Annotated in this window: 17 protein-coding genes; 3 read left to right on the forward strand and 14 right to left on the reverse strand. The window is 53.4% G+C overall.

Annotated elements, in window-relative coordinates:
* Nucleotides 1-91 precede the first annotated feature (91 nt).
* The 11 genes from flgL to flgB form a co-directional block, all read right to left on the reverse strand.
* Nucleotides 92-1,054, reverse strand: coding sequence for a flagellar hook-associated protein FlgL (gene flgL / locus J5067_RS07130; RefSeq protein ID WP_264643139.1), 963 nt, complete (start codon nucleotides 1,052-1,054; stop codon nucleotides 92-94).
* A 30-nt stretch (nucleotides 1,055-1,084) separates the two neighbouring features.
* Nucleotides 1,085-2,776, reverse strand: a complete 1,692-nt coding sequence (flgK, locus tag J5067_RS07135) for a flagellar hook-associated protein FlgK (RefSeq protein WP_264643140.1) — start codon at nucleotides 2,774-2,776, stop codon at nucleotides 1,085-1,087.
* Nucleotides 2,777-2,896: 120 nt separating this feature from the next.
* On the reverse strand, nucleotides 2,897-3,868 hold the full coding sequence (gene flgJ / locus J5067_RS07140; RefSeq protein ID WP_264643141.1) for a flagellar assembly peptidoglycan hydrolase FlgJ: 972 nt from the start codon (nucleotides 3,866-3,868) through the stop codon (nucleotides 2,897-2,899).
* 1 nt (nucleotide 3,869) lies between these two features.
* Nucleotides 3,870-4,979: a flagellar basal body P-ring protein FlgI gene (locus tag J5067_RS07145; RefSeq protein ID WP_264643142.1), complete on the reverse strand. Its 1,110-nt coding sequence runs from the start codon at nucleotides 4,977-4,979 to the stop codon at nucleotides 3,870-3,872.
* Nucleotides 4,980-4,999: 20 nt separating this feature from the next.
* Nucleotides 5,000-5,713, reverse strand: a complete 714-nt coding sequence (flgH, locus tag J5067_RS07150; RefSeq protein ID WP_264643759.1) for a flagellar basal body L-ring protein FlgH — start codon at nucleotides 5,711-5,713, stop codon at nucleotides 5,000-5,002.
* Between the two features lie 128 nt (nucleotides 5,714-5,841).
* Nucleotides 5,842-6,624 (reverse strand): flagellar basal-body rod protein FlgG, encoded by a 783-nt coding sequence (gene flgG, locus J5067_RS07155; protein WP_264643143.1) that lies wholly within the window; start codon nucleotides 6,622-6,624, stop codon nucleotides 5,842-5,844.
* A 28-nt stretch (nucleotides 6,625-6,652) separates the two neighbouring features.
* A complete protein-coding gene (locus J5067_RS07160) occupies nucleotides 6,653-7,405 on the reverse strand; it encodes a flagellar basal body rod protein FlgF (RefSeq protein ID WP_264643144.1) in 753 nt (250 codons plus the stop codon).
* 20 nt (nucleotides 7,406-7,425) lie between these two features.
* Complete coding sequence (flgE, locus tag J5067_RS07165; protein WP_264650754.1) at nucleotides 7,426-8,667, reverse strand: flagellar hook protein FlgE; 1,242 nt, start codon at nucleotides 8,665-8,667, stop codon at nucleotides 7,426-7,428.
* Between the two features lie 85 nt (nucleotides 8,668-8,752).
* Nucleotides 8,753-9,433 (reverse strand): flagellar hook assembly protein FlgD, encoded by a 681-nt coding sequence (gene flgD / locus J5067_RS07170; protein WP_264643146.1) that lies wholly within the window; start codon nucleotides 9,431-9,433, stop codon nucleotides 8,753-8,755.
* A gap of 17 nt (nucleotides 9,434-9,450) precedes the next feature.
* A complete protein-coding gene (gene flgC, locus J5067_RS07175; protein ID WP_264626961.1) occupies nucleotides 9,451-9,855 on the reverse strand; it encodes a flagellar basal body rod protein FlgC in 405 nt (134 codons plus the stop codon).
* Between the two features lie 31 nt (nucleotides 9,856-9,886).
* Nucleotides 9,887-10,303 (reverse strand): flagellar basal body rod protein FlgB, encoded by a 417-nt coding sequence (flgB, locus tag J5067_RS07180; RefSeq protein WP_264643147.1) that lies wholly within the window; start codon nucleotides 10,301-10,303, stop codon nucleotides 9,887-9,889.
* Nucleotides 10,304-10,461: 158 nt separating this feature from the next.
* Here flgB and flgA point away from each other — a divergent pair, with 158 nt between their 5' ends.
* The 3 genes from flgA to J5067_RS07195 all read left to right on the forward strand — a co-directional run bounded on the left by flgA (nucleotide 10,462) and on the right by J5067_RS07195 (nucleotide 12,019).
* Nucleotides 10,462-11,133 carry a flagellar basal body P-ring formation chaperone FlgA gene (flgA, locus tag J5067_RS07185; RefSeq protein WP_264650755.1) on the forward strand — a complete coding sequence of 224 codons (672 nt, stop codon included), beginning with the start codon at nucleotides 10,462-10,464 and terminating at the stop codon, nucleotides 11,131-11,133.
* Between the two features lie 146 nt (nucleotides 11,134-11,279).
* On the forward strand, nucleotides 11,280-11,576 hold the full coding sequence (flgM, locus tag J5067_RS07190; RefSeq protein WP_264643148.1) for a flagellar biosynthesis anti-sigma factor FlgM: 297 nt from the start codon (nucleotides 11,280-11,282) through the stop codon (nucleotides 11,574-11,576).
* 5 nt (nucleotides 11,577-11,581) lie between these two features.
* Nucleotides 11,582-12,019, forward strand: a complete 438-nt coding sequence (locus J5067_RS07195) for a flagella synthesis protein FlgN (RefSeq protein WP_264643149.1) — start codon at nucleotides 11,582-11,584, stop codon at nucleotides 12,017-12,019.
* Between the two features lie 23 nt (nucleotides 12,020-12,042).
* On the opposite strand, the gene J5067_RS07200 is transcribed toward J5067_RS07195, so the two are convergent.
* From J5067_RS07200 to flhB, 3 genes are read right to left on the reverse strand one after another with little or no spacing between them, the layout of a single operon-like run.
* Complete coding sequence (locus J5067_RS07200) at nucleotides 12,043-12,453, reverse strand: flagellar protein FlhE (protein ID WP_264643150.1); 411 nt, start codon at nucleotides 12,451-12,453, stop codon at nucleotides 12,043-12,045.
* The gene (gene flhA, locus J5067_RS07205; RefSeq protein WP_264643151.1) at nucleotides 12,450-14,531 is read right to left on the reverse strand and encodes a flagellar biosynthesis protein FlhA; all 2,082 of its coding nucleotides are present in this window, start codon (nucleotides 14,529-14,531) and stop codon (nucleotides 12,450-12,452) included. The genes J5067_RS07200 and flhA overlap by 4 nt, the downstream gene beginning before the upstream one ends.
* Complete coding sequence (flhB, locus tag J5067_RS07210; protein WP_264643152.1) at nucleotides 14,524-15,681, reverse strand: flagellar biosynthesis protein FlhB; 1,158 nt, start codon at nucleotides 15,679-15,681, stop codon at nucleotides 14,524-14,526. Before flhB ends, flhA begins: the two co-directional genes overlap by 8 nt.
* Nucleotides 15,682-15,893 lie beyond the last annotated feature (212 nt).

The following is a 15,893-nucleotide window of genomic DNA, read 5'->3' on the forward strand; positions in this document are numbered from 1 at the left end:
AAAACAAAAAATGGCACGCCATTTAAAAAATGACATGCCCAAAGAACACGCCCGGTTTAAGCGTATTCAAATCTGTGCTGCATCACTGCTTTTACCTGTTAATTTGGAACAGTGACATTCCCTGCATATTTTGGTAGGTGGTGTAAGCCGCCTGTAAAGAGGCCTGCTGCATGATATAGGAGGAAATAGCCGGAACCCAGTCGGTATCCACTAACGCGCTCTTTGCCTGCGAGTTAGCCATTTTGCGATCGGCGCCAATGGCATCAAGCTGATCGAGCTCTTGCGACTGGATACCAATGCTTGATTCAACGGAGGAGACGTTATTCAGTGAGTTGCGTAGCCCACGGTTTGCCGTATCCAATGCAGCCTGAAGTGCCTCTTGTGCAGCAGTATCACCGTCCGCGATAGGGGTTCTCAAGGCATTGATGGCGATATCCAGGGTGGCAAACAGATCTTTCTGCACTGAACCATCGGGTTCTTTTGCTGCATCCCCCGTCGCGCTGTTGAATACATCCGGCCCGACATTACTCACCGTCATGGTACGATTTGAATCAACCTGCTGTGAAATCGGCGTGAAACCACCGACATAACTCACGACTTTGGTAGTAGGATCCTGCACGTAGGGCGCGGTCGTGGTCTGATAACCAGCAAAAATGTAATTGCCATTGCCATCTGTGGTATTGGCGATGTTCAACAGCTGCGCTTTGAGACCTTCCAGTGCTTGAGCCTGAGTAGTACGGTCATCATTACTTTTTATGCCACCCGAACTGATAACTTCGGAGGACGCCGTCGTTACTGCGTCAACGATACTTCCCAACACCGACAACTCCAGTGACATGTTCTGACGAGAGAACGTTCTGGCGAGCGTGAACTGATCCGTTTCCGCCTGCGCCTGACCGATCATGATAGCCTGAGAAGCAGCGATAGGATCGTCTGAAGGTGTAGTTACCTTGGTGCCCGTGGCCAACTGCTCACCGGCCTTTTGCCAAATGGACTGACCATTCAGAATACCGTTCATATTCTGCTGATATATCATGCTGGTGCTTAAACGCATGGTATAAATTCCTCTTTATTCGATCGCCAATTAGCTGCGCATGGTGAGCAGCGCGTCAAAAAGTGCCTGTGCGGTTTTAATCACTTGCGCGTTTGCCATGTAATACTGCTGGTAACGCATCAAATCGCCATATTCTTCGTCCAGGTTTACCCCAGACACCGATTGCTGCTCGGCCGTTAACTGTTTCACCACATTTTGCTGTGAAGTGTTATTGATTTTCAGCGCGCTGGTCTGGTTGCCAATATCCCCCACGATGCCCGCATAGGCTCCCGAGAAGGTGGCATTACCGCCAACAATCTTCTGATTCTGCAAGGCCAGCAGCGCCTTGGCATTGGTATTGTCACTCGCGCCGCCAGATTCGCCGGGCACTGGATTACCATTTTCGTCAAGCTTGGTCGATGCTGCCGCCACCGCCTTCGGATCGGTGATGGCAACGCTCATATCGATAATCACGTCGCTGACCGGCTTAAGCAGATAGGTATCGCCAGCCGCCAACGGGGTGCTTCCTGCCGTGACGGTGACTTCAAGGCCGTCAAAGGTCAGCTTGCCGGTAACAGGATCCGGTGTCAGACCTGACACGGTGGTATTGGTTGCAGTGCGCGTAACATCCCATGATGTGCCGTTGAAGCGCATCGAGTAATCCGTAGCCTGCACGGCGGAAGTGTCTTTATAAGACGCACTCAGCACCGCATTGCCAGTATTTCTACTGTTCTCGTAAGCGACAGGGCCACCAAAATTAAAGAAATTCTCGCCAGGGTTACCCTCATAGTCATACCCGGCTTTATGTTGGGTATTGAACGCATCCGAGAATGCCAGCGCCAATTGGTTGACCTGGTTACGTGTGGTATCAAGGGTATCGGTTCTGAAAGAGATTAACCCGCCAAGTTTACCGCCGGAGATGGAGGTGTCACGAAGCTCGCTGACGCCAACGGTAGGATCGTCATACCCAATGGAAACACGCTGCGGGTCACTGCTGGAGGCAACCGGAACCAAATCAAAGCTGCGCGTGCCCTGAACCAGGTTCATGCCATTTTTAAGCGACACATGGTAAATAGAGCCATCTTGAACCGTAACATCCACGCCCACCAGTTTATTGAGGTCATTCACCAACTGATCGCGCTGATCCAGCAGATCGTTGGGTTGAGCTCCCTGATTAGCACCCTGCAAGCGGGTAATCTCTTTGTTGAGATTGGCAATCTGGCTGGAGTAGGTATTTACCTGGCCGAGCACACTTTTAATTTCGCTGTTAATGCTGGAATCCATGTCGCGCAGGTATTTGTCGGTGACCTTAAACTGGTTCACCAGCCCTTGCGCTTTACCAATCATGGTTTGACGCGCAGAAGAGTCGCCTGCGTTATTGGCCACGTTTTGCAGGTTGGTAAAAAACTCCTGCAAGGAGGACGAGAGATTGGTGGTACTGCTTGCCAACAAGTTATCAATTTTTGAGATTTGTTCGTAGCTGGTGGTCACCGAACTGCTGGTGCTTTGCGCTGCACGCAGTTGGTTGGCAATAAAATCGTTGTAATCACGATTGATTGAAACCAAATTCACACCGTTACCAACATAGGCATTACCGTTCTTCGTGCCCGATGCTTGCTCAAGCAGCACGGTCTGGCGGCTATATCCAGTCACCGCTTGGTTACTGATATTGTTACTGACCGCGCTTAATGCTGCTTGCGCTGCCTTCAGCCCACTCATCGCAGTATTTACTAAATTGGCCATGTAAACGTCCTTTCCACGGGCATGAATCCCATACAAATAAAACTTATACAGAAAGTGATTTGCTCACTTTCATCGCTAATACCAGTTATCGGCAAGACAGGAAAAACCTTCAGAGAAAAATCAAAACAGTTGGCTTAAATCATGGGTATAAGCTTTGACCGCTTTTTCACTGGTATTCTTCATCTGCTGAATCATGTTGATCAGTTTTTGCGCATACTGCGGATCGGTCGCATAGCCCGCACGCTGCAAGGCATGAGCGGCTTGCTCAGCGGTTCCCGCCGCCGCCACGTTGCTATAACGCGGGTTATTGGTCAGCAATTTGACGTAATCACCCAGCGCATCCCGATAGGAGTCATACACGCGGAAGCTGGCCTTGACCTTCTTGGCCACGCCATCTTCATATTCGGTTGTGGTGATCTCGGTGACAGGACCGTCCCAGTTGCTGCCCGCTTTAATACCAAACAGGTTGTGGCTGGGGCGACCATCCGCCGTCGGGATTTCGCGCTGTCCCCAACCGGACTCCAGCGCCGCCTGGGCCATAATCAGGTGATGGGGAATGCCGCTTTGCTGGCTGGCCATCTGCGCCGGTCCGGCAAGTTGCGAAATGAAATTGCTGCTGGACAGCGGCAACGCTGACCCCATGGAGGGCAATTTTGGCACCGCTTTGCGTACCATCTGCTCCACTTCGGCTGTCGGCATGGTTCTGAGCAAGGCACCGTCAAAACGCAACGGCACGGCAGGGGCATTTTCCTCTGCGGCCGCCGCAGAAGGCACGCCCGCATTTTGCGTAGACGTCAGTTGCTTGACCATCACATCCGCCAGCCCCAGTCCTTTGCCAGAGGCAATCTGCTGCCCGACCTGCTGATCGTACATCGAGGTATAAAGCCGCGTTTGATCGTTATTCAGCAACCCATCTTCCAGTGAAGCCGAGCGCATGCTTTTCATCATCAGTTGGACAAAAATGCCTTCCATCTGGCGCGCAACCGCTCGAATCCCCTCTTTACTCTGCGGATCGCTAGAGACTTCACGCTTGAGCGAATTTAATGACTGCGCGTCATACGCAGCATTATTGAGCGACTGAATATCGGCCATATTAGATGATTTCCAGTTTAGCGCGCAGACAACCTGCACTCTGCATCGCTTGTAAAATTGACATCAGCTCCATCGGCGTTGCGCCCAGAGAGTTTAATGCGCGAACCACATTGTTCAGGTTGGCGCTGGCGTTAACCCGTTGCAATGCGCCGCCGCCCTGCTGAAGCGAAATCTCGGTTTGCGGCGTCACCACCGTTTGACCACCGGCCAGCGGGGTATCCGGCTGACTAACCACATTTTGCTGGTTGATAGTGACAGAGAGATTACCCTGCGCAATGGCACAGCTTTGCAGGGTCACTTCGCGGTTCATCACCACCGATCCGGTGCGAGAGTTAACGATAACCTTGGCATCCTGAACGCCGATATTGACATCGATATTCTGGACATCAGCCAGAAAACGCACTTGCGAACTGTTTCCGCGCGGCGCAATCACCTGAATGGTGCGCGAATCAACCGGTGCCGCACTGCCGCCCAACCCGGAGCGGTTAATGGCATCACTGACGCGCTGCGCCATGGAGAAGTCATCCTGCTTCAGTTGCAGCATGATCAAATTAGAGGCACCAAAGGTGGAAGGCAGTTCGCGTTCGATCACCGCACCGTTGGTGATACGCCCGCCCGCCAATTGGTTAACCTGCACACTGCTGCCGCCTGCGGCAGCACCGGCACCGCCGACCAGCACGTTACCCTGCGCCAAAGCGTAAACCTGATTGTCTACCCCTTTGAGTGGGGTCATCAATAACGTACCGCCGCGTAGACTTTTGGCATTACCCATCGAGGAGACAACCACGTCAATCGCTTGCCCGGTACGCCCAAACGCCGGCAGTTTCGCCGTGACCATCACCGCTGCCACGTTTTTCAACTGCATGTTGGTACCCGCCGGTACGGTGATACCCAACTGTGACAGCATGTTGGTCAGGGTTTGGGTGGTAAAGGGGGTTTGCATGGTCTGGTCACCCGACCCATCGAGCCCGACCACCAAACCATAACCAATCAAAGAGTTTTCCCGCACGCCTTGTATATCAACAAGGTCACGGATCCTGTCGGCCTGCGATGACGCAGGCATGAAAGCCACCAAGGCTAACATCAGGCTAAAAAACGACGCGATCCGCATTCTGTACCTCTTTACTTAGCTTAGAACGGAGAAACGTTGAGGAAGAAACGCTGCAACCAACCCATATTTTGCGCTTCATTAATGTAACCGTTGCCCACATATTCGATACGCGCATCCGCCACCTGCGTGGAAGGAACGGAGTTAGCACCGCTGATGGTTCTTGGGTTCACGATACCGGAAAAACGGATAAATTCAGTACCCTGATTGATGGCAATCTGCTTTTCACCGACCACCTGCAAGTTACCGTTAGCCAACACCTGCCCCACCGTCACCGTGATCGTACCACTGAAGGTGTTATTGGCATTGGCGCCGCCTTTACCGGCAAAGTCATTTTTACCCTCGGCGGCCACATCGGCGCGATTATTGCCCAGCGGCCCTTCAAGGTAGCGTGGCACCGTGGTCATACCAAACGAGGTGGAACCGTCGCGGCTGGCAGAAGCAGAAGAACTTTTGCTGGCGCTGACATTTTCCTGCAAAACAATGGTCAGAATATCACCGACATTGCGCGGTCGACGGTCTTCAAACATCGGCTGATAGCCATAATTCATCGGCTGAACCGCCTGGAAGATGGAGCCATTGGGCGCGGCTGCCGTTGGCGGCGCGGGCTGGGCCGAGGTGGGACCGGTAACCACTTTATCATGAGGAATATAGGCGCAACCGCTTAGCGTCAACATCACGACCAACGCCAGCGAACGCGGCTGGCACAACGGTTTGATAACCGGCTTTTGCATCATCATCACTACGGATATCGCCTTAAAAGGTTGCCCATTTATTCATGCTCAACGGGGCAATGACAGAGGTAAAGCGGGTAACCGAAGCATCACCGTTTTATCCTTGTCACCGCCCCGTTAATCGCCCGGTTTTACAACTGGGTCAGTTTCTGCAACATCTGATCGGAAGAAGAGATCGCCTTACTGTTGATCTCATACGCACGCTGCGTCTGGATCATCGAGACCAATTCTTCTGCCACGTTGACGTTAGACGTTTCGACAAATTTTTGGTACAGCAACCCGGCACCGTTCAAACCCGGGTTGGTTTCATTTGGCGCACCGGAACTGGTGGTTTCCAGATAGAGGTTTTCACCAATACTTTCCAAACCGCTGTCATTGATGAACGTTGCCAAGGTCAACTGCCCGATCTGGTTCATCGCTGTTTGGCCTTGCAGCTTCACGCTGACGATGCCATCACGCCCAATGGAGAGCTCGGTGGCATTGGCCGGGATAGTAATGGCTGGCTGTACCAGATAGCCGCCAGAAGTTACCAACTGGCCGTTTCCGTCCAGTTGAAACGCACCATCGCGCGTGTAGGACGTCGTCCCATCAGGCATTTGCACCTGGAAGAAACCTTGCCCACGAATCGCAACGTCTTTGGAATTACCGGTTTCCGTCATGCCACCTTGGGTATGAATACGTTCGGTTGATACCGGACGAACCCCTGTCCCTAATTGCAGCCCGGAAGGCAACGTCGTTTGCTCAGAAGACTGGGCACCCGGCTGGCGAATGGTTTGATACAGCAGATCTTCAAACACGGCACGTTGGCGTTTAAAACCATTGGTGCTGACGTTCGCCAGGTTGTTGGAGATAACGTCCATATTGGTTTGCTGTGCGTTCAAACCGGTTTTTGCAATCCATAACGAACGGATCATAAAGCAACTCCTTCACGCAATGAGCGCGTTAGCTTATAGCCAATAACTGATTGGCACTCTGAGCATTAGTGTCGGCACTGCTAATCACTTTCATCTGCATATCAAAGCGACGTGAGTTAGCAATCATATCCACCAGGGTACCAACCGAGTCGACATTGCTGCCTTCGAGTACGCCGGGCATGATACGCACGGTGGGATCGTTCTGTAATACATTGCCACGCTGCTGCTGAGCCGCTGGGGTCAAGCGGAACAAACCATCATCAGAACGCGTCACTTCTTGTCCCGTTGCTTTCACCAGCTTCAAGCGGCCCAACTGCGCAATGGTATTCGGTGCATCACCCGCGTTCAACGAGGAGATGGTACCATCGGCAGAGATGCTGATTTGCGCATTGGGCGGAATCTCGATCGGACCACCGTCCCCCATCACAATGCGTCCCTGGATGGTCAACTGCCCATCGGCATTGAGTTCCATATTACCATTGCGGGTATAGGCTTCACCGTTAGCGGTTTGCACTGCCAGCCAACTCTCTTTCGGCAGTGCAACATCCATGGAACGACCGGTGTAATCCATCACACCTGCCGACATATCCGCGCCCGGCGTAGAAGCGACAACCAGCGTCCGGGTGTGATTCGTCGGTCCATTGATGGGCACGGCACGCAACGCCGCCAATTGCGACTTGAAACCCGGCGTTGAAGCATTGGCCAGGTTGTTGGCGGTAATCGCCTGCTTTTCAAGTGACTGGCTGGCACCGCCCATCGCTGTATAAATTACGTGATCCATGGAGTCTCTCCGCTAAACGATTAACGCATGCTGACCAGCGTTTGCAGGATGGAGTCCTGCGTTTTAATGGTTTGCGCATTAGACTGGTAGAAACGTTGGGCAACAATCATATCCACCAACTCTTTACTCATGTCCACGTTTGAGCTTTCTGTCATATTGCCCAGCAACGTCCCCACGCTCCCCACACCCGCCTGACCGATGACCGGCTGACCGGATTTATCCGTGCTGGACCAGGTGTTATCGCCCTCAATGGACAGGCCTTCCGGGTTGGAGAAACTGGCCAAGGCAATCTGGCCCAGGGGCTGCGTTTTGTCGTTGGAATATTTACCGGTAATCACGCCGCCATCGCTGACGCTATAGCCAATCAGGCTGCCCGGGCCATAACCGTTCTGGACCGGCGCTTTGTTGCTGTTGCCACCAAAGTTCTGCTGCACGCTGCCCGCGAAATCGAGGGTAAACGAGGAAGCCAGCGATCCATCCAACGATGGCAGGGGAATAGTACTCTCCCCGGTAACGGTTGTCGCAACCGGGGGCGTACCGAGCATTTGTATCTGCCGCTGCTCTTTCAACGCGCCGCTTTCGGTGAATTCCAATTCAAGTTTAGTGAATGCCGATCCGGTAACAGAACCATCCTGCACGTTGACGTTCCACTTGTTCGGGCCGGTCTTTTCGAAATACAGCCCGATGTTATGCGGGTTACCCAGGGTATCGTAAACGGTAATGGAACCCTTGTAGTTTGCCGTTTCCCGGTTTGCCGGATCGAATGCTTTAACCGCGTCAGACGAGTTCAGGTTGGCAACAATGGAGGCGACGGTGGTCTGCTGAGCCGCCATTGGCGTTTCAGGAATGGTCAGCGGCACCGGGTCAGCCCCTTGCTGAACGACCGGTGGCGTACCAACAACCGGATAGCCCGTCAGCAACATGCCTTGCATATTGACGATATTGCGGGTCGCGCCATCGAGGGTGAACTGACCATTACGGCTGAAAAGGACTGTGCCGGCAGCGTCCTGTAGGCGGAAGAATCCATTGCCGCTGATCGCAACATCCAGCGCACGTGAACTCGAGTTTAACGGACCGTCACCAAAATCCTGCAATGTGGAAGAGACCTTGGTCCCCAAGCCGGTACCGCCAGCAAACAAATCTGCAAAGGCAATGGTGCCGCTTTTAAAACCGACGGTTGACGAGTTGGCGATGTTGTTGCCAATAACGTCCAGTTGCTTCGATGCGGCATTCAAGCCGCTGACCGCTTGATAAAAACTCATGGTGCTCTCCGGAGAAATCGGTTAAATCATGCTTCAGAAACGGTTTCAAGGTAAGCCGGATTCTGTGCGTAACACTTTCATTTAGTTACAAAATCTGCCGCACGTCATCCAACGTCGCTTTGCCTTGCAGCCCCAGATCCAACTGGGCACCAGAGTCATTGCGAACCACCCCATTAACCAGGGCATAACGTAATGGCTGTACAGTTTGTTGCGCGCCGCTGGTGCTGGCGGCAACGGTAAAGGTATAGGAACCGTCAGGTGCCGCTGTACCATCGGTCAGCTTGCCATCCCATCCCCAGGAGTGCACGCCCGCGGTCTGTGCACCCAGTTCTTGAGTGCTCACCACCTTACCGGTGCTGTCACTGATGGTGATCGTCACGTTTTCTGCCGCACTTTGCAGCTCAATGCCAAACGGTGTGCTGGTCTCTTTGCCCACCAGAATCTCGTTACCCGGCACCATCACGCCATGGCCAATCAAGGTCGTTGCCTGAATGGACTGGTTATTGTTGATCTGCCCGGAAATAGACCCCAGCGTGGTATTCAGCTTCTCAATGCCACTGACCGTGTTCAACTGCGCCAACTGACTAACCAGTTGGTTGTTGTCCATTGGGTTGGTGGGATCCTGATTTTTTAACTGGGCGACCAGCAGCGTCAAGAATTGATTCTGTAGATCGGCACTGGTGTTTGCCGTTACTGACGTTGACGAGCTGCTGCTGGTGCTGCTCGTTTTGCTGGCGGAAGTAGTATCATTAACCGTGACCGACATTTGTACGTATCTCCCGATTATTGCCCAAGAGTTAATGTTTTCAGCATCATCGTTTTGGTGGTGTTAAGCACCTCAACGTTGGCCTGATAACTGCGCGATGCAGAAATGGTGTTGACCATCTCCGCCACCGGATCCACGTTTGGCATACGCACATAACCTTGCCCATCGGCCAACGGATTACCGGGTTCATAAACCAGACGCGCAGGTGAGGTGTCTTCGATAACATTCGCCACCCTAACGCCCCCCGTCGCCTGTCCTGCGGGTGCAGCCACCTCGAATACCACCTGCTTGGCGCGATAGGGCTGCCCATCAGGACCGGTCACGCTGTCTGCGTTCGCCAGATTACTGGCACTGACGTTCAAACGCTGAGATTGCGCGGAGAGCGCGGAACCGGAAATATCAAATATGCTTAGCAGTGACATAACGCCTTAGCCTCCTCTTCCATCGCTCTCATTACGAGCCTGATTGCAGTACTGACATCATGCCTTTAATCTGACCGCCTAAAACGGTAAGACTGGTTTGATATTTCAGGCTGTTGTCGGCAAAATTGGTACGTTCACGATCCATATCCACCGTGTTGCCATCCAACGCCGGTTGATCGGGAACGCGATACAGCATATCCAGCTCTGGCGGCTGGAAATTCTGTGCCGGAATATGGCGAGTGGAGGTGGTTTTCAACGCAACGCCAGTGCCGCTCACTCTGCCTTGATCCATCACTTTATTAAGTTGGCTGGCAAAATCGATATCTCGCGCCTGATAACCCGGCGTGTCAGCATTGGCAATATTCGCCGCCAGGATTTCCTGTCGTTGGGCACGCAGATTCAACGCTTCTTGTTGAAACCGTAATGAGGCGTCAAGTTTGTCAAGCATGCTCCCTCCGCAAATGAGAATTTGTAGCTGGTAGGATAATTCCGATGCTGATAACACCATCGCGAGAATAAGCGCAAAATGCGACGCTATTTGTTGCCTTAACGCACCCCCAAGACCTTTACACTAGGCATGGCCGTGATTATCAAGAGGTGAAGTCAGTGAAAACCAAGTTTTACTCTATTTTTTTTGCACTACTGACCACCCTGATGGGGGAGATAAACGTCGCTGCGGCTGCCGATTTGCAGGCGCAGCTTGAGCAGTTTTTTCACGCCCGCTTCCCTGACAAGCAGACCAGCCTTGCCGTGGTGATCAAAACGCCGCAGGAACAATGGCCGCAGTGTCAAGCGCCGCTGCTGGCGTTATCAAGCAATACACGCGTATGGGGCAACGTCAGCGTCTCCGTGCGCTGCGGCGAGCTGCGACGCTTCATTCAGGCAGAAGTGCAGGTCACAGGGAATTATCTGGTCAGCGCCCGCCCGTTGCGGCGCGGCGTTACGCTGGCGGCGGCAGACCTGCGCCAAACCACGGGGCGGCTGGATCTGCTGCCACCGCGCGCATTGTTGCTCCCCAAAGATGCCATGGGTGCGGTATTATTACGCGACCTCCCTCCTGGTCAACCGCTCACCAGTGCGATGCTACGGCGCGCCTGGGTGGTCAAGTCCGGTCAAACGGTGCAGGTGCTGGCGCAAGGCGTGGGTTTTAGCATCAACAGCGAAGGTAAAGCGATGGGTAACGCCGCTGCCGGACAGTCGGTGCGCGTGCGCGTGACGTCAGGGCAAATCGTCAGTGGTGTTGCAGGTGAAGACGGTGTTATCTATATTGCGCAATAATAAATTAAAGTATTTGCCGTTGTTGCCGATGATACTAGCAGAGTAAATTTTGCGTCGCCCCTTCCTTTCGTGTGGCGTTTATGTAAACCTGAGTGGAATCAGGTTATTATTTAACCTTTTGACACCTCATTTTAGAGGGTAACCTTATGAGCATTGAACGCACCCAGCCGCTGAAGCCCGTTAGCCAAGTACAGTCTCGCGATGCCAGTGAAGCGACGAAGCAAAAACGTGTACAGACCCCCGCGCAGAGCGAAGTGGCCGGAACCCAGGTTAAGCTGAGTGACGCACAAGCGCGTTTGATGCAGCCTGGCACGCAGGATATCGATATGAACCGTGTGGAAACGCTGAAGCAAGCTATCCGTGATGGTTCTTTGCAGATCGATGCGGGTAAAATCGCGGATGCGCTGATCAAAGATACTCAAGACTTCTTAGCGAATAACTGATACTTATGGAAAAATTGCAAGCAACCCTCGATGCGGTACTGGAAAACCTGAACCAATTGAGCGGTATTTTATCTGAAGAGCAAACGTTGCTCTGCGCTGGTCATATCAATAGTGTTGCGCTACAAAAAGTCACTGATATCAAAAGTGCTACGTTAGCGACGGTGCAATACCTTGATAAGAATCGGCAAGAAATTGAAGTGCGCTTGCAGCTTCAGGCTCCCTATGAGGCCGATACCGAACTGTTCGAACGTTGGCAAGCAATTCAAACATTAACGGCCAGCTTGCATGATATGAACAAACACAACGGTATGTTGTTAAATCAGCACATCAATTATACCAATGAAGCCATTGCCATATTGAAACCGCGCCACGGTCAGAGCCTGTATGGCCCTGATGGACAGTCGGCGGGATTGGTGGTAGGCGGCAGGAAAATCAATCTTTAGCGCACTGTCTCGCGCACAATCCATTATTGGTAATTAACGGCGATCTCGACTTGCCGTATGTCTATTGGGCGATAAACGCGCCCCTTCCCTTCCAGGAAATAGGTGAAGCGGAATTCGCTGGTTGCAGGTAATCCCCGAAAGGCTTGAGTTTCCCCACTGCCGCCTTCAATGTCAGCGCAGCGCTGTACCGTACACAGTTTCACGCGCAAGCCAGGATCGTATATCCCATCGACGGCATAACGCCAATAGACCACGGTGATCGAATTCTGTGGATTGACGCCCTGAGCGGGGGTGGGTGCCAAGGGAGCCGAGTTAAACAGTTGACCTCGATAGGTCAATGTCACTCCGGATTTACTGGCATTCCACCCGCCTTGCCCCGCCGATACCGTCAAGGGCACAAGCAGTGCTGCCAGCACGGAAAATCGCTTGATCACTGCGCCTCCCCAATCATCGCTGTCATTCTTATCTGACGGCTGTCGCTGATTTCAAGATTGGACAGCACCGCCATCTGCGGCAAACTGCGGTGCAGAAAGCGCGCTAGCAGACCGCGCAACGCATGGTTTACCAGCAGCACCGGAGGAGCCCCCAGCATTTCCTGACGGCTTAGTGCCTGCTTGGCCTGCACCAGAAGTCGATCGGCCAGTCCCGGTTCCAGCCCGCCGCCACCTTGCAGCGCTTGCAGTAAGATACGCTCCAGCGAACTATCCAAACCAATCACTTGCAACTCGCCTTCGCCCGGGAACCACTGTTGGGTGATGGCACGGCCCAAGGCGACGCGTACCACGGTGGTGAGTTCATAAGGGTCCGGTTGCACCGGCGCATGTTCGGCCAGCGTTTCAATGATGGTGCGCATATCGCGAATAGACACTTTCTCTTTGAGCAGGTTTTGCAATACCTTGTGCAAGGTGGTCAGTGTAACAACGCCAGGGATCAAATCTTCGGTCAGCTTAGGCATTTCCTGCGTGACGCGATCCATCAGTTGCTGCGCTTCCTGACGGCCAAACAGCTCACTCGCATAGAGGCTAATCAGGTGGTTAAGGTGTGTGACCACCACGGTGCTCGCTTCCACCACCGTATAACCTTGCGTTTGCGCCTGCTCCTTCAATACACCTTCGATCCACACGGCTGGCAGGCCAAAGGCCGGATCTTGCGTCTTGTCACCCGGTAACTCGCCAAACGCATTTCCCGGGTTAATCGCCATCCAGCGACCAGGATAGGCTTCACCGTGCCCTACTTCCACGCCCTTCATCAGGATGCGGTAACTTGCCGGCGGCAATTCCATGTTGTCGCGAATGTGCACTACGGGCGGCAGGAACCCCATCTCTTGCGCGAATTTTTTGCGAATACTGCGAATGCGCCCCAGCAACTCCCCATCCTGCTGGTGATCGACCATCGGGATCAGCCGATAACCCACTTCCATGCCCAGCGGGTCTTCTAATTGCACATCAGACCAGGTGGCTTCAATAGCCTTCGGTTTCTCATGCTGTTGTGGCTCAGTGCCCACGGCAGGCGCCGCGCTTTCGCGTTGCTTCATCCACCAGGCCAATCCCAGCAACGCGGCGGTGAACAGCAGGAATACAAAGTTGGGCATCCCAGGCACCATGCCGATGAGCCCCAGCACTCCCGCACTCAACATCATTACCCGTGGGTTATTGAATAACTGGGTAACCATCTGCTGACCAACATCCTGGTCAGTGCTGACGCGCGTCACGATCACACCCGCCGCCGTGGAGATAACCAATGCCGGTATCTGGGCAACCAGGCCATCACCGATGGTCAGCAGCGTATAGCTTTCTGCTGCTTGTCCCATCGGCATATTGTGTTGTACCACCCCAACCAACAACCCGCCGACAATGTTAATCACCATGATGATCAAACCGGCGATGGCATCCCCGCGCACAAACTTACTGGCACCGTCCATTGAGCCGTAGAAGTCAGCTTCCTGAGTCACTTCCGTACGACGTTTTTTTGCTTCATCTTCGCCGATCAAGCCGGCGTTCAAGTCCGCATCGATCGCCATCTGTTTGCCGGGCATCCCGTCCAGCACGAAACGGGCACCCACTTCAGCAATACGCCCGGCACCCTTGGTGATAACCATAAAGTTGATCAGCACCAGGATGATGAACACCACAATACCGATGGCAAAGTTGCCGCCTACCAGGAAGTGACCGAAGGCTTCTACCACGCGACCTGCCGCCGCGGTACCGGTGTGCCCTTCAAGCAAAATGATACGGGTCGAGGCGACGTTCAACGACAGGCGTAACAGGGTGGAGAACAGCAAAATGGTCGGGAAGGCAGCAAAATCCAGCGTGCGCTGGGTGAACATCGCCACCAATAACACCATGATGGACAGGGCGATATTGAAGGTAAACAGCAAATCCAGAATGAAGGGCGGCAGCGGCAACACCATCATGGAAAGGATCAGCAGGATGAGAACCGGGCCAGCCAAAATTTGCCACTGGGTATTTTTAAATGCGGTCGGTAGACGCAGTAAAGAGGCCAAATCAGGCATCGGTATTCATCTCTTCATGGGGTACAAAATCGAGCGCTGTCGGGACTGGAAGATTCTTAGGTTTACGCGGGATGAGTCCCCCCTCACGCCGCCAGCGTCTTAGCTGGTAAACCCATGCCAATACTTCCGCCACGGCAGCATACAGTGTTGCCGGAATATGTTCGCCTATTTCTGCATGGCGAAACAGTGCACGCGCCAACGGCGGTGCCTCCAAAACGGGAATACGGTGCTCAGCGCCAAGCTCGCGGATGCGCAAGGCAATTTCGCCAGCACCTTTCGCCAACACCTTGGGTGCATTCATCTTTTTATCATCATATTGCAGAGCAACCGAATAGTGTGTCGGGTTGGTGACGATCACATCCGCTTTTGGCACATCGGCCATCATACGCCGCTGAGCCAGCGCGCGCTGCTGTTGCCGTATCCGCCCTTTCACATGCGGATCGCCTTCACTCTGCTTATGCTCATCGCGGATATCCTGTTTACTCATCCGCAATTTTTTAAAATGGCTCCAAAGCTGCCAGAATACGTCAAATGCCACCATGGGAATCAATCCCAGGATGACAAAGAAAGCGCATATTGCGACCAGTTCCAGCGCATCACCCAGTGCTGCAATTGGGGCTTCAGAGACTAAACGCAGCATCGCCGCCCAATTGTGCATCAAGAACCAACCGGCAATGGTTCCCACCAGCACGGACTTGAGGATGGCTTTGAACAGTTCGGCCAATACCTGTGAGGAAAATATGCGCTTCAGACCGCTGATCAGGCTCAGCTTTGTCAGGTCGAATTTGATAGAGCTGGGGCTGAACAGCACGCCCCCCAGTAGCATCGGAGCAGCAATCGCCACCAGTACCGCGCCAACCATCAGGGGAGTCAACGCTGAAACGCCCTGCATCAGCAGCGATCCCAAATGGTTTAATAGCAGCTTGTCGTCTCGGATCAAGCCAGGATCGAAATGGAGTCCCTGCGCCACCATGGCGGAAAGCTTTTGCGCCATCGCACTACCGCCCAGCCACAACAGCGCCAACCCTGAGATCAGCATTAACATCGAGGTCAGTTCGCGCGAACGCGGAATCTGCCCCTCCTCTCTTGCCTTCTCTTGTCGGTGGGGTGTGGGGGCCTCTGTTTTTTCAAGGTCGCTATCTTCAGCCACAGCCGTGTTCCGATCGCATACTGTCAGGTTGAGGGGTAACGCTTAGCATGACAAATGTCCGCAATCCTTATGGCTTGAACAACGAAACAAACCTATAGCTTATTCAGGGATAGGGTAAAACAAACAGAAACACCGTGACTGATCCACAGATCACTCACGGTGCCAATGAAGCGATCGTCAGTGGGAGGCTCTGCATTGCCGCACTCCCTCTG

Source organism: Candidatus Symbiopectobacterium sp. NZEC151 (assembly GCF_025962655.1).
Taxonomy (GTDB): domain Bacteria; phylum Pseudomonadota; class Gammaproteobacteria; order Enterobacterales; family Enterobacteriaceae; genus Symbiopectobacterium.

Bases quoted from the DNA above. Each gene is read 5' to 3' on its own strand.
- J5067_RS07195 (WP_264643149.1), top strand. From the start codon at position 11,582: ATGGAAAAATTGCAAGCAACCCTCGATGCGGTACTGGAAAACCTGAAC.
- flgK (WP_264643140.1), bottom strand. From the start codon at position 2,776: ATGGCCAATTTAGTAAATACTGCGATGAGTGGGCTGAAGGCAGCGCAA.
- flgD (WP_264643146.1), bottom strand. From the start codon at position 9,433: ATGTCGGTCACGGTTAATGATACTACTTCCGCCAGCAAAACGAGCAGC.
- flgM (WP_264643148.1), top strand. From the start codon at position 11,280: ATGAGCATTGAACGCACCCAGCCGCTGAAGCCCGTTAGCCAAGTACAG.
- flhA (WP_264643151.1), bottom strand. From the start codon at position 14,531: ATGCCTGATTTGGCCTCTTTACTGCGTCTACCGACCGCATTTAAAAAT.
- flgC (WP_264626961.1), bottom strand. From the start codon at position 9,855: ATGTCACTGCTAAGCATATTTGATATTTCCGGTTCCGCGCTCTCCGCG.
- J5067_RS07160 (WP_264643144.1), bottom strand. From the start codon at position 7,405: ATGGATCACGTAATTTATACAGCGATGGGCGGTGCCAGCCAGTCACTT.
- flgJ (WP_264643141.1), bottom strand. From the start codon at position 3,868: ATGGCCGATATTCAGTCGCTCAATAATGCTGCGTATGACGCGCAGTCA.
- flgH (WP_264643759.1), bottom strand. From the start codon at position 5,713: ATGATGCAAAAGCCGGTTATCAAACCGTTGTGCCAGCCGCGTTCGCTG.
- flgL (WP_264643139.1), bottom strand. From the start codon at position 1,054: ATGCGTTTAAGCACCAGCATGATATATCAGCAGAATATGAACGGTATT.
- flgB (WP_264643147.1), bottom strand. From the start codon at position 10,303: ATGCTTGACAAACTTGACGCCTCATTACGGTTTCAACAAGAAGCGTTG.
- flgE (WP_264650754.1), bottom strand. From the start codon at position 8,667: ATGAGTTTTTATCAAGCGGTCAGCGGCTTGAATGCCGCATCGAAGCAA.
- J5067_RS07145 (WP_264643142.1), bottom strand. From the start codon at position 4,979: ATGCGGATCGCGTCGTTTTTTAGCCTGATGTTAGCCTTGGTGGCTTTC.
- flgG (WP_264643143.1), bottom strand. From the start codon at position 6,624: ATGATCCGTTCGTTATGGATTGCAAAAACCGGTTTGAACGCACAGCAA.